Source organism: Pseudomonas sp. GXM4 (assembly GCF_008923895.1).
GTDB lineage: Bacteria > Pseudomonadota > Gammaproteobacteria > Pseudomonadales > Pseudomonadaceae > Aquipseudomonas > Aquipseudomonas atacamensis.
On the sequence record NZ_WBRZ01000026.1, the window covers coordinates 26074 to 37111 of the forward strand.

Below are 11038 nucleotides of genomic sequence, written 5' to 3' on the forward strand. Positions count from 1 at the left end.
TCTGACATGAGCAAAACCCGCGACCTGATTCAATCGGCACAACGCACCATCCGCCTCGAAGTGGAAGCCGTCCAAGGCTTGATGGCCCATATCGACGCCGATTTCGTACGCGCCTGCGAGATGATTCTGGCCAGCAAGGGCCGCGTGGTCGTAGTCGGCATGGGCAAATCCGGGCATATCGGCAACAAGATCGCCGCCACCCTGGCCAGTACCGGCACCCCGGCGTTTTTCGTGCATCCGGCCGAAGCCAGCCATGGCGACATGGGCATGATCACCCGCGACGACGTGATTCTGGCCCTGTCGAACTCTGGCTCGACCAACGAAATCGTGACGCTGCTGCCATTGATCAAACGCCTCGGCATCCAGCTGATCAGCGTCACCGGTAATCCGCAGTCGCCATTGGCGAAGGCTGCGGAGGTCAATCTCAATGTGCATGTCGAGCACGAAGCCTGTCCGTTGAATCTGGCACCGACCTCTTCGACCACGGCCGCGCTGGTCATGGGCGACGCTCTGGCCGTGGCCTTGCTGGAAGCGCGTGGTTTCACCGCTGAAGATTTTGCCTTTTCGCATCCGGGCGGCGCCCTTGGCCGTCGCCTGCTGCTGAAAGTCGAAAACGTCATGCACGCCGGACAGGAGCTGCCGCAGGTACAACGCGGCACCCTGCTCAAAGACGCGCTGATGGAAATGACCCGCAAGGGTCTGGGCATGACCGCTATTATTGAAGCCGATGGCAAGCTCGCCGGGATCTTCACTGACGGTGATTTGCGCCGCACCCTGGATCGCGCCATCGACATCCGCAGCGCCACCATCGACCAGGTAATGACTGCACACGGCAAGACCGCCCGGCCCGACATGCTAGCCGCCGAAGCCCTGAAAATCATGGAAGACCATCGAATCAACGCTCTGGTAGTCGTCGACGAGGAGGATCGCCCGATCGGCGCCTTCAACCTCTCCGATCTGCTGCGCGCAGGAGTCATGTAATGAGCAACGATCTGCTGCAACGCGGCAAAGCGATCAAACTGGCAGTGTTCGACGTCGACGGTGTGCTCACCGACGGCCGCCTGTACTTCCTCGAAGACGGCAGCGAGTTCAAGACCTTCAACACGCTCGACGGCCAAGGCATCAAGATGCTGATGAATGCCGGCGTGCAGACGGCGATCATCAGTGGCCGCAAGACCCCGGTGGTCGAGCGCCGCGCGAAGAACCTCGGCATCCCGCACCTGTTTCAGGGGCGTGAAGACAAACTGGTGGTGCTCGACGGCCTGCTCGCGCAACTGGGCCTAAGCTATGAAGAAGTCGCCTATCTGGGCGACGATCTGCCAGACTTGCCGGTGATCCGCCGTGTAGGGCTGGGCATGGCGGTAGCCAACGCTGCCGATTTCGTCCGCGAACATGCCCATGGCATTACCCGCGCCCGTGGCGGCGAAGGTGCTGCCCGTGAATTCTGCGAATTGATCCTGCGCGCCCAGGGCCGCCTCGAAGCGGCCAACGCCGCGTACCTGTGAGCCTGACCATGTTTAGCAAAAAGTTTCGCAACTTCCTGCTGTTCGGCTGCATCGCGGCGATTTTCGCTGCGGTCGGCTATTGGAACATCAGCCCGGAACGCTTCCTCGACAAGCCACCGGTTTCGGCTGCCGAGAATCCGATCGACTGGTACGCGACCAACACGCATACCATTCAGTACCTGCCGGACGGCAAGGTGCAGTACGAGATGACTTCCGACAAGGCCGAGCACGTCAAGGCTACCGATGTCACCCTGGTGACCAAGCCTGATTTGAACATGTACCGCGGCACCGACTTCCCGTGGCACGTGACCAGTGAGCGCGGCGAGGTGAATTCCGGCGGCACCGAAGTTGAATTGATCGATTCGGTACGCGTACAGCGCACCGACGAGAAACAGCGCGGCACCCTGATCACCAGCACCCGCATGACCGTGTTCCCGCAGCAAGAATATGCGCAGACCGCGCAACCCGTTAGAATCGAGGGCGCTGGCGGCGTATCGACTGGCGTCGGAATGAAAGCGTACCTGAAGGACAGCAGGATACACCTGCAATCGAACGTAAGAGGACAGTATGAGGCTCGTTAAAACCCTCCCTATTTTGCTCAGTCTGGGCGCAGCACTGGGAAGCGCGAGCGCCTGGTCCCTGCCGAACGATCAGCAGCAGCCTATCCGCATTCAGGCCGACGACGCCCAACTGGACGACAAGAATGGCATCGCCACCTATAAAGGTGACGTGATCATTACCCAGGGTTCGATGATCGTTAAAGGCAACACCGTGACCATGACGCGCGCGCCCAATGGCGACATCGACGTGGTGACCTCGGTAGGCAACCTGGCTTACTTCGAGCAGTTGCAGACACAGGGCGACGCCAACCCGGTCAAGGGCTACGGCGTGACGATTCAATACCACGCCCAGCAGAATCGGGTGGTGCTGATCGACAAGGCCAAGGTTATCGACAAGGATAACAACGTCACCCAAGGCGAAAAAATCGTCTACGACACCGTTAAGAAACTGGCCAGCGCCGGTCGCGCCACGGGCAGCAAGGTAACCGAATCGCGTCCGCGCATCGACATGGTGATCCAGCCGAAGAAGAAAACCGAAGAGAAATCCCAGTAATGGCAACTCTGAAAGCTCAGCACCTGGCCAAGGCCTATAAAAGCCGCCAGGTCGTGCGTGACGTCAGCCTGTCGATCGACAGCGGGCAGATCGTCGGCTTGCTCGGCCCGAACGGCGCTGGCAAGACTACGTGCTTCTACATGATCGTTGGCCTGGTGCAGGCGGATCAGGGCCGTGTGCTGATCGATGATCTGGACGTCAGCCACCAGCCGATGCACGGCCGCGCCAAGGCCGGTATCGGCTATCTGCCGCAAGAAGCGTCGATCTTCCGCAAACTGTCGGTCGCCGACAACATCATGGCGATCCTCGAGACTCGCCCTGAACTCGACAAGGCCGGTCGGCGCAAGGAGCTGGAAAGCCTGCTGCAGGAATTCCACATCAGCCACATCCGCGACAACCTCGGCATGAGCCTGTCCGGTGGTGAGCGCCGCCGGGTGGAAATCGCTCGTGCCCTGGCCACTGCGCCGAAATTCATCCTGCTCGACGAACCGTTCGCCGGTGTCGACCCGATCTCGGTCGGCGACATCAAGCAGATCATTCACCACCTCAAGGCCAAGGGCATCGGTGTGCTGATCACCGACCACAACGTCCGTGAGACCCTGGATATCTGCGAAACCGCTTACATCGTCAACGACGGTCAACTGATCGCCGAAGGTGATGCCGAGACCATCCTGGCCAACGATCTGGTCAAGGAAGTGTATCTGGGTCACGAGTTCCGCCTGTAAGCGCGACAGCGCTGTATCGATTCAAGGCGCATTTATCCGCTTTAATTGTTACAGCGCTCTAGGCAAACACTTCAGTTTCAGGCATATAATTTGCTTAAGTTTGGCGCTTCGGCGCCCTGTAGTGGATGGCGCAAAGCGCCGGCGAATAAGGTGTTAAGCCCCTGCCATGAAACCATCGCTAGTCTTGAGAATGGGCCAGCAGCTGACGATGACACCGCAGCTGCAACAGGCCATCCGCCTGCTCCAATTGTCGACCCTGGACCTGCAACAGGAGATCCAGGAGGCTCTGGAATCCAATCCGATGCTCGAACGCCAGGAAGAAGGCGACGACTTCGACAACGCCGATCCTCTGGCCGACAACGCCGAACAGAAGCCCGCCGAAATCCAGGAACCCTCCTACCAGGAAACCGCCCCGACGGTGGACAACCTCGAGGATGGCGAATGGAACGAGCGCATCCCCAACGAATTGCCGGTGGATACCGCGTGGGAAGACGTCTACCAGACCAGCGCCAGCAGCCTGCCCAGCAGCGATGATGATGAGTGGGATTTCACCACCCGCACGTCCGCCGGCGAGAGCCTGCAGAGCCATCTGCTCTGGCAACTGAACCTGGCGCCGATGTCCGACACCGATCGCCTGATCGCCGTGACCCTGATCGACTGCATCAACAATCAGGGCTATCTGGACGAAACCCTCGAAGAAATTCTTGAAGCGTTCGATCCGGAACTGGACATCGAGCTCGACGAGATCGAGGCCGTCCTGCATCGCATCCAGCAATTCGAGCCCGCCGGGATCGGCGCCCGCAACCTCAGCGAATGCCTGCTGCTGCAATTGCGCCAGCTGCCCGCGAAGACGCCGTGGCTGACCGAGGCCAAGCGTCTGGTCGCCGATTACATCGACCTGCTCGGCAGTCGCGATTACAGCCAGTTGATGCGCCGGATGAAGCTCAAGGAAGACGAGCTGCGCCAGGTCATCGAACTGGTGCAGAGTCTCAATCCGCGTCCCGGTTCGCAGATCGAGTCGACCGAAGCCGAATATGTCATTCCCGATGTGATCGTGCGCAAGGACAACGAGCGCTGGCTGGTCGAGCTGAACCAGGAATCGGTGCCACGTCTGCGCGTCAACGCCCAGTACGCCGGTTTTGTGAAACGTGCCGACACCAGCGCCGACAACACTTTCATGCGCAACCAGTTGCAGGAAGCCCGTTGGTTCATCAAGAGCCTGCAGAGCCGCAACGAAACCCTGATGAAAGTGGCCACGCAGATCGTCGAACATCAGCGCGGCTTCCTCGAATACGGCGACGAAGCGATGAAGCCGTTGGTATTGCATGACATCGCCGAAGCGGTCGGCATGCACGAATCGACGATTTCCCGGGTGACCACGCAGAAATTCATGCATACCCCGCGCGGTATTTATGAGCTGAAATACTTTTTCTCCAGCCACGTCAGCACCTCCGAAGGCGGCGAATGCTCGTCCACGGCGATCCGCGCGATCATCAAAAAACTGGTCGCCGCGGAAAATCAGAAAAAGCCGTTGAGTGACAGCAAGATCGCTGGTTTACTGGAGGCACAAGGCATTCAGGTGGCTCGCCGCACCGTCGCCAAGTACCGCGAATCCCTCGGAATCGCGCCTTCGAGCGAACGCAAGCGGTTGATGTAAGCCACGTTACAGCGTTCCAGTGGCAGGCTTTTCGGCCTGCCGCTTTATGCACTGGCAACGAAGGAGAAGCTGTATGCAAGTCAACATCAGTGGACACCAACTGGAAGTGACCCAACCTCTGCGTACCTACATAGAGGAAAAACTCCAGCGACTGGAGCGACATTTCGACAAGATCACCAACGTGCAGGTCACGATGTGCGTCGAAAAGCTGAAGCAGAAGATCGAAGCCACCTTGCATATCCCCGGCAGCGAAGTGGTCGCCAACGCAGAAGATACCGACATGTACGCTGCGATCGACTCACTCACCGATAAGCTGGATCGCCAACTCAAAAAGCATAAGGAAAAGACCCAGAGCCTCCTCCAGGGCGCGACCGGTCGTTAACACCCCTATCCCATGATCCGACTTGAAACCATCCTGACCCCCGGCCGTTCCCAAGTGAACGCGCCGGGCGGCAGCAAGAAAAAAGCCCTCGAACAGATTGCCAACCTGATCCACCGCGAAGTGCCGGATCTGGCGATGCAGGAAGTCTTCGAGGCGCTGATCGCCCGCGAAAAACTCGGCTCCACCGGTTTTGGCAACGGCATCGCCATTCCCCACTGCCGCCTCAAGAGCTGCACGGCGCCGATCAGCGCCCTGCTGCACCTCGAAGCCCCGATCGATTTCGACGCCATCGACGGCGCTCCGGTGGACCTGTTGTTCGTGCTGCTGGTCCCGGAAGCCGCAACCGACGCGCATCTGGAGTTGTTGCGCCAGATCGCCAGCATGCTCGACCGCAAGGAAGTTCGTGAAAAACTGCGCAGCGCCGCGAGCAACGAAGCCTTGTACCAGGTTGTACTGGACGAGCAGAACGGGCACTAATTATGCGTTTGATCATTGTCAGTGGCCGTTCGGGCTCGGGTAAAAGTACCGCCCTGAATGTCCTTGAGGACAACGGCTACTACTGCATCGACAATCTGCCGGCCGGTTTGCTGCCGGAACTGGCCGAGCGTGCGCTGATTCACACGGAACTGGCGCAGCCGCTGGTCGCCGTGTCGATTGATGCGCGCAACCTGCCCAGCCATCTGTCACGCTTTCCCGAATTGCTGGAAGACGTGCGTGCCAAACACATCAAGTGCGATGTGCTGTATCTGGACGCCGACGAAGAAACCCTGCTCAAGCGTTTTTCCGAAACCCGGCGACGTCACCCGCTGAGCAACGCCAATCGCTCGCTGGCCGAGGCGATTCACGATGAAACCGCCCTGCTTGGCCCGATTGCCGACCTGGCTGACCTTAAAATCAACACCACCAGCCTGAATCTGTATCAACTGCGCGATACCCTGAAGTTGCGTCTGTTGAATCAGCCTGAGCCCGGCACGGCGTTTCTGGTTGAATCATTTGGCTTCAAGCGCGGCATGCCGGTCGACGCCGACCTCGTGTTCGATGTGCGCTGCCTGCCCAATCCGTACTGGAAACCGGAGCTACGCGCTCAGTCCGGCCTCGATGCCCCTGTGGCCGAATATCTGGCTCAGCAGCCGGATGTCGAAGAAATGTATCAGGACATCTACGCCTACCTGAACAAGTGGCTGCCACGTTTCGCCGCCAGCAACCGCGCCTACGTGACCATTGCCATCGGCTGCACCGGCGGGCACCACCGCTCCGTCTACCTGACCGAACGTTTGGGTCAGGCCCTGCAGAAAACCCTGAAGAACGTCCAGGTTCGCCACCGCGACCTCACCTAAAGGATCCACACCGCGATGCCTGCTCGTGAAATCGAAATCATCAATAAACTGGGTCTGCATGCCCGGGCATCGGCCAAATTTGTCGGCGTGGCGGGTCAGTATCCAGACTGCACGATCCGAGTGGGACGCACACCTGAAACGACTGTCGACGGCAAGAGCATCATGGCGATGATGATGCTCGCGGCAGGCAAAGGCACCAAAATCTATTTGAGCACCGAAGGCGAACAGGCTCAGGAAGCCATGGACGCATTGGTCGATCTGATCGAAAGGTATTTCGACGAAGGTGAATAATCCTCGAGGCGGGGACACTGTTCCTCGCCTCCATTCACCCCAACGCCGTATCCATCACCATCATCAGACAAAACCCGACCAACAGGCCCAGACTGGCCAGCTTGTCATGCCCATGACGACGCGACTCCGGAATCACTTCGTGGGTCACCACCAGCAACATCGCCCCGGCCGCCAATGCCAGTCCCAGCGGCAACAGCACCTGAGCCAGACTCACCAGCCACGCGCATAACAGTGCAAATACCGGTTCGACCAGCCCAGACGCCGCGCCGATGAGAAACGCCCTGAACCGTGACATCCCCGCCCCGGCCAGCACCAACGCAATCACCAGCCCTTCCGGCACATCCTGCAACGCAATGCCCATCGCCAGACTGTCGGCGTCCGCCATCCCGCCGCCGGCAGACACCCCGACCGCCATGCCTTCCGGAATGTTGTGCGCGATGATGGCGAACACGAACAGCCAGATTCGTGGTGGAATCACCGGATGCTCCAGCGTGCCGACGAGCATCTCCGGCGAGGCACCGGAAACGCGCCGATCCACCAGATACAGACCGAACGCGCCGAGCAGGATGCCGAAGCAGATCAGGCCACTGGCGGCCCACGGCGTAAGACCAAGACTCTCCGCCGCAGCAATGCCCGGCACGATCAGCGAAAACGCCGTCGCCGCCAGCATCACGCCGGCACCAAATCCCAGCAAGGTGTCGCTGAGTGCCTGCGGCATGCGCCGGATCACCAGCACCGGCACCGCGCCAAGCGCCGTGCCCAAGGCGCAGATGGCACCGCCCTGCAAGGCGCGCAACAGCCGCGGTTCCAGATTCAGCCATTGCAAACCGTGGGCGACCAGTAAAGTCATACCCGCCAACAGCAACAGCGAACCCACCGCGTAACGAAACATGCGCCCGCTGCCAATCGCCAGTGTTTCCGTGCCCATAGTCAGCCCTGATTGTTTTTATTGAAGGCTTAAACCAGTGCGGCCTGATAGCGCGCAGCAACTTCCGGCCAGTTGATCACGTTGTAGAACGCGTTGATGTATTCCGGGCGACGGTTCTGGTAACGCAGGTAGTAAGCGTGCTCCCAGACATCGAGGCCAAGGATCGGGGTGTTGCCGTTCATTAACGGACTGTCCTGGTTGCCGCTGCTTTCTACGATCAGTTTTTTCTCCGGGGTGACGCTCAGCCACGCCCAGCCGCTGCCAAAACGGGTCAGCGCGGCTTTGGTGAAGGCTTCCTTGAAACTGTCGAGTCCGCCCAGTTGCTCAACAATAGCCGTGGCCAGCGCGCCGTCGGGCTTGCCGCCTCCGTTGGGCACCATCACTTCCCAGAACAGCGAGTGATTGGCGTGACCGCCGCCCTGATTGATCACCGCCGCGCGAAGCTTTTCCGGCAGTTGCTGGACGCTGGCGACAAGTTTTTCCACCGGCCACTCGGCGAATTCGGTGCCTTCCACGGCGGCGTTGAGGTTGTTGATGTAGGTCTGGTGATGCTTGGTGTAATGGATTTCCATGGTCTGCGCATCGATGTGCGGCTCAAGGGCATCGTAGGCATAAGGCAAGGCAGGCAAGGTAAAAGCCATTTCAGTGGACTCCATACTGATGGGGATTTGAGGCGCGGCGGGCATTGCCGGTGTCCGGATGCAGCAGGCGCTGGGTGCGCGGGTATTCGCCGTGCTCGCTGATGAAATTCAACAGTTCGACGTAGGTCTTGCTGCTCTGGCGCAACGCCGCTTCACGCAGGGCCGGGCGCAGGCGTTCGTCCTGCATGGTCTGCAACAAGCGCTGATGGATAGCGCACAGGTATTCGGCGCTCTCCTCCGGTTGATTCAGGCGCAAATGCAGGTCGGCGAGGTTGTGATGAGAGACGACGCAGGCCGCCACCGCTTCGTCGGCATCCGCCCAGCGTTCGAACAACACTTGCGCCAGGGCCAGGGCTTGCAGGTAAGCCTCACGGGCGTCGATCAGTTCGCCCAGCATGAAGCAGCGATTGGCCCGTTCGATCGTGCGTTTCCAGTGCTCCATGGTGAGCCTCCAAAGCGGTTGCGGGGTTTACACGCCGCCGGCGGTGAGTTTCTCGGGGTTGAGCAACTCTTCCAGTTGGCTGCGCGACAGGTCGGTGTGTTCCAGAGCGACGTCGATCACCGCGCGGCCTTCCTTGTAGGCCTGTTTGGCGATTTCGGCGGCTTTCTGGTAACCGATGATGGGATTGAGCGCGGTGACCAGAATCGGATTGCGCGACAACGCTTCTTGCAAGCGCGATTCGTTGACCTTGAAAGTAGCGATTGCCTTGTCACCGAGCAGGCGACTGGAATTGGCCAGCAGTTCGATGCTGCTCAGCAGGTTGTGCGCGATGATCGGCAACATCACGTTCAGTTCGAAGTTGCCGGATTGACCGGCGACGGTGATCACCGAGTCGTTGCCGATCACTTGCGCAGCGACCATCGCGGTGGCTTCCGGGATCACCGGGTTGACCTTGCCGGGCATGATCGATGAACCCGGTTGCAGCGCTTGCAGTTCAATCTCGCCGAGGCCGGCCAGGGGACCTGAGTTCATCCAGCGCAGGTCGTTGGCGATTTTCATCAGCGACACCGCAGTAGCTTTGAGCTGGCCGGAGACAGAGACTGCCGTGTCCTGCGAGCCAATCAGCGCGAACAGATCCTTGCCCGGGGTGAACTGCACGTCGGTCAGTTGGCTCAGATGCCGACTGAATCGCGCGGCGAACTCCGGATGCGCATTGATCCCGGTACCGACCGCAGTGCCGCCCTGCGCCAGCGCTTGCAGGCTCGGCAGCAAATCCTGCAGATGGCCGATATTGGCCTTGAGCTGCTGCGCCCAACCGTTGAGCACCTGGCTCATGCGCACCGGCATCGCGTCCATCAGGTGAGTGCGCCCGGTCTTCACATGGTGATGCACTTCCTCGGCCTTGCGCTCGATGACCTGGACCAGATGCAACAGCGCCGGCAGCAATTGTTCATGCAGCGCCAGCGCGGCGCTGACGTGGATGGTGGTCGGGATGATGTCGTTGCTGCTTTGCCCGCAGTTGACATGATCGTTGGCGTTGACCGGCTCGCCGAGCATGCGACTGGCCAGCGTCGCGATCACTTCGTTGGCGTTCATGTTCGAGCTGGTGCCGGACCCGGTCTGGAAGATATCCACCGGGAAATGCTGCATGAAATCGCCTTCGAGCAGACCTTGCGCGGCATCACTGATGGCTTTGCCCTGGGCCGCGCTGATCTGGTTCAGCTCGACGTTGGCCCGGGCAGCGGCGGCTTTGGCGAGGATCAGCGCGCGGATGAACTGCGTCGGCATCGGCTTGCCGCTGATCGGGAAGTTGTCCACGGCGCGCTGGGTCTGCGCGCCATAGAGCGCATCGACCGGCACCTGCAGTTCGCCCATGCTGTCGCGCTCAATACGTGTCTTGGTCATGCGAATGTCCTTGCAGCAAATCAATGAGAGGAATCGACGGTTGCAACTCGCAAGTGGCGAGCTGCCAGGTGTAGCGTTGCCAGCGCCGCAAGCGGCATTGGCATAGCGACAGGCGCTCCATTTCACGCAAGGGACGCCAGGCTTGATCGAGACAGACGCTGCGCCAGTGCCACGGCAACGCGATGTCGGTGGCGGTATCGAGCAGCAGACGGAAAGACGTTTCGGCGACAGTCCAGGGCGAAGTGGCTGTGCAACAGGACAGATAGCGCCCTTCGGCGAGGTAGTGTTCGATCAGCCGCGGTTCGTCAGGATCCAGCGCGCAACGGATCTGGCGGCTCATCCAGCGCCAGCTTTCGAGGTAGGGCTGCTCGTGCAAGGCAGAACTCATGATCCGGGACTCGTTCGGAGATGAGATTAATTATTAGTTGATAATGAGAACCAACACAAGCACTCGAGTTTGCGCTGCTCACTTGTGGGAGTTAGCCTGCTCGCGAATGCGCTGTGTCAGTCAGCACATTTACAACTGATCCACCGCTTTCTCGAGCAGGCTCGCTCCCACAGGGGATTTGTGCGAAGCGAATAAAAAAGGCGCGCCATCCAGAACGGATGGCGC

15 protein-coding genes are annotated in these 11038 nt (G+C 59.9%); 10 read left to right on the forward strand and 5 right to left on the reverse strand.

Features of this window, described 5'->3' with window-relative positions:
• Positions 1-6: 6 nt before the first annotated feature.
• The 10 genes from F8N49_RS06335 to F8N49_RS06380 all read left to right on the forward strand — a co-directional run bounded on the left by F8N49_RS06335 (position 7) and on the right by F8N49_RS06380 (position 7010).
• A complete protein-coding gene (locus tag F8N49_RS06335; protein WP_024011623.1) occupies positions 7-981 on the forward strand; it encodes a KpsF/GutQ family sugar-phosphate isomerase in 975 nt (324 codons plus the stop codon).
• Positions 981-1505, forward strand: a complete 525-nt coding sequence (locus F8N49_RS06340; RefSeq protein WP_071174393.1) for an HAD family hydrolase — start codon at positions 981-983, stop codon at positions 1503-1505. The genes F8N49_RS06335 and F8N49_RS06340 overlap by 1 nt, the downstream gene beginning before the upstream one ends.
• 8 nt (positions 1506-1513) lie before the next feature.
• On the forward strand, positions 1514-2086 hold the full coding sequence (lptC, locus tag F8N49_RS06345; RefSeq protein ID WP_024011622.1) for an LPS export ABC transporter periplasmic protein LptC: 573 nt from the start codon (positions 1514-1516) through the stop codon (positions 2084-2086).
• Complete coding sequence (gene lptA, locus F8N49_RS06350; protein ID WP_016771679.1) at positions 2073-2618, forward strand: lipopolysaccharide transport periplasmic protein LptA; 546 nt, start codon at positions 2073-2075, stop codon at positions 2616-2618. The genes lptC and lptA overlap by 14 nt, the downstream gene beginning before the upstream one ends.
• Entirely contained in the window at positions 2618-3343 is a 726-nt protein-coding gene (gene lptB, locus F8N49_RS06355; protein ID WP_024011621.1) for an LPS export ABC transporter ATP-binding protein, read from the forward strand. Before lptA ends, lptB begins: the two co-directional genes overlap by 1 nt.
• 166 nt (positions 3344-3509) lie before the next feature.
• Positions 3510-5000 carry an RNA polymerase factor sigma-54 gene (locus tag F8N49_RS06360; RefSeq protein ID WP_016771682.1) on the forward strand — a complete coding sequence of 497 codons (1491 nt, stop codon included), beginning with the start codon at positions 3510-3512 and terminating at the stop codon, positions 4998-5000.
• A gap of 73 nt (positions 5001-5073) precedes the next feature.
• A complete protein-coding gene (hpf, locus tag F8N49_RS06365; RefSeq protein WP_071174392.1) occupies positions 5074-5382 on the forward strand; it encodes a ribosome hibernation-promoting factor, HPF/YfiA family in 309 nt (102 codons plus the stop codon).
• Between the two features lie 12 nt (positions 5383-5394).
• Positions 5395-5859, forward strand: coding sequence for a PTS IIA-like nitrogen regulatory protein PtsN (gene ptsN, locus F8N49_RS06370; protein WP_073473788.1), 465 nt, complete (start codon positions 5395-5397; stop codon positions 5857-5859).
• 2 nt (positions 5860-5861) lie between these two features.
• On the forward strand, positions 5862-6719 hold the full coding sequence (gene rapZ, locus F8N49_RS06375; RefSeq protein ID WP_016771684.1) for an RNase adapter RapZ: 858 nt from the start codon (positions 5862-5864) through the stop codon (positions 6717-6719).
• A 15-nt stretch (positions 6720-6734) separates the two neighbouring features.
• On the forward strand, positions 6735-7010 hold the full coding sequence (locus F8N49_RS06380; RefSeq protein ID WP_071174390.1) for an HPr family phosphocarrier protein: 276 nt from the start codon (positions 6735-6737) through the stop codon (positions 7008-7010).
• 34 nt (positions 7011-7044) lie between these two features.
• Here F8N49_RS06380 and F8N49_RS06385 read toward each other — a convergent pair whose 3' ends face one another.
• The 5 genes from F8N49_RS06385 to F8N49_RS06405 are packed head-to-tail and all read right to left on the reverse strand — an operon-like array spanning position 7045 to position 10813.
• Entirely contained in the window at positions 7045-7938 is an 894-nt protein-coding gene (locus tag F8N49_RS06385; protein ID WP_151551013.1) for a ZIP family metal transporter, read from the reverse strand.
• Positions 7939-7967: 29 nt separating this feature from the next.
• Positions 7968-8579 (reverse strand): superoxide dismutase, encoded by a 612-nt coding sequence (locus F8N49_RS06390; RefSeq protein WP_122747706.1) that lies wholly within the window; start codon positions 8577-8579, stop codon positions 7968-7970.
• 1 nt (position 8580) lies between these two features.
• The gene (locus tag F8N49_RS06395; protein ID WP_016771688.1) at positions 8581-9021 is read right to left on the reverse strand and encodes a hypothetical protein; all 441 of its coding nucleotides are present in this window, start codon (positions 9019-9021) and stop codon (positions 8581-8583) included.
• Positions 9022-9048: 27 nt separating this feature from the next.
• Positions 9049-10425, reverse strand: coding sequence for an aspartate ammonia-lyase (locus tag F8N49_RS06400; protein WP_151551014.1), 1377 nt, complete (start codon positions 10423-10425; stop codon positions 9049-9051).
• The gene (locus F8N49_RS06405; RefSeq protein WP_016771690.1) at positions 10406-10813 is read right to left on the reverse strand and encodes a hypothetical protein; all 408 of its coding nucleotides are present in this window, start codon (positions 10811-10813) and stop codon (positions 10406-10408) included. Before F8N49_RS06405 ends, F8N49_RS06400 begins: the two co-directional genes overlap by 20 nt.
• Positions 10814-11038: the final 225 nt, after the last annotated feature.

Excerpts from the sequence above, each read along its gene's own strand:
- lptB (WP_024011621.1), top strand. The coding sequence starts at position 2,618 with ATGGCAACTCTGAAAGCTCAGCACCTGGCCAAGGCCTATAAAAGCCGC.
- F8N49_RS06400 (WP_151551014.1), bottom strand. The coding sequence starts at position 10,425 with ATGACCAAGACACGTATTGAGCGCGACAGCATGGGCGAACTGCAGGTG.
- F8N49_RS06340 (WP_071174393.1), top strand. The coding sequence starts at position 981 with ATGAGCAACGATCTGCTGCAACGCGGCAAAGCGATCAAACTGGCAGTG.
- F8N49_RS06395 (WP_016771688.1), bottom strand. The coding sequence starts at position 9,021 with ATGGAGCACTGGAAACGCACGATCGAACGGGCCAATCGCTGCTTCATG.
- ptsN (WP_073473788.1), top strand. The coding sequence starts at position 5,395 with ATGATCCGACTTGAAACCATCCTGACCCCCGGCCGTTCCCAAGTGAAC.
- hpf (WP_071174392.1), top strand. The coding sequence starts at position 5,074 with ATGCAAGTCAACATCAGTGGACACCAACTGGAAGTGACCCAACCTCTG.
- lptA (WP_016771679.1), top strand. The coding sequence starts at position 2,073 with ATGAGGCTCGTTAAAACCCTCCCTATTTTGCTCAGTCTGGGCGCAGCA.
- F8N49_RS06390 (WP_122747706.1), bottom strand. The coding sequence starts at position 8,579 with ATGGCTTTTACCTTGCCTGCCTTGCCTTATGCCTACGATGCCCTTGAG.
- F8N49_RS06385 (WP_151551013.1), bottom strand. The coding sequence starts at position 7,938 with ATGGGCACGGAAACACTGGCGATTGGCAGCGGGCGCATGTTTCGTTAC.
- F8N49_RS06380 (WP_071174390.1), top strand. The coding sequence starts at position 6,735 with ATGCCTGCTCGTGAAATCGAAATCATCAATAAACTGGGTCTGCATGCC.
- rapZ (WP_016771684.1), top strand. The coding sequence starts at position 5,862 with ATGCGTTTGATCATTGTCAGTGGCCGTTCGGGCTCGGGTAAAAGTACC.
- F8N49_RS06360 (WP_016771682.1), top strand. The coding sequence starts at position 3,510 with ATGAAACCATCGCTAGTCTTGAGAATGGGCCAGCAGCTGACGATGACA.
- lptC (WP_024011622.1), top strand. The coding sequence starts at position 1,514 with ATGTTTAGCAAAAAGTTTCGCAACTTCCTGCTGTTCGGCTGCATCGCG.
- F8N49_RS06405 (WP_016771690.1), bottom strand. The coding sequence starts at position 10,813 with ATGAGTTCTGCCTTGCACGAGCAGCCCTACCTCGAAAGCTGGCGCTGG.
- F8N49_RS06335 (WP_024011623.1), top strand. The coding sequence starts at position 7 with ATGAGCAAAACCCGCGACCTGATTCAATCGGCACAACGCACCATCCGC.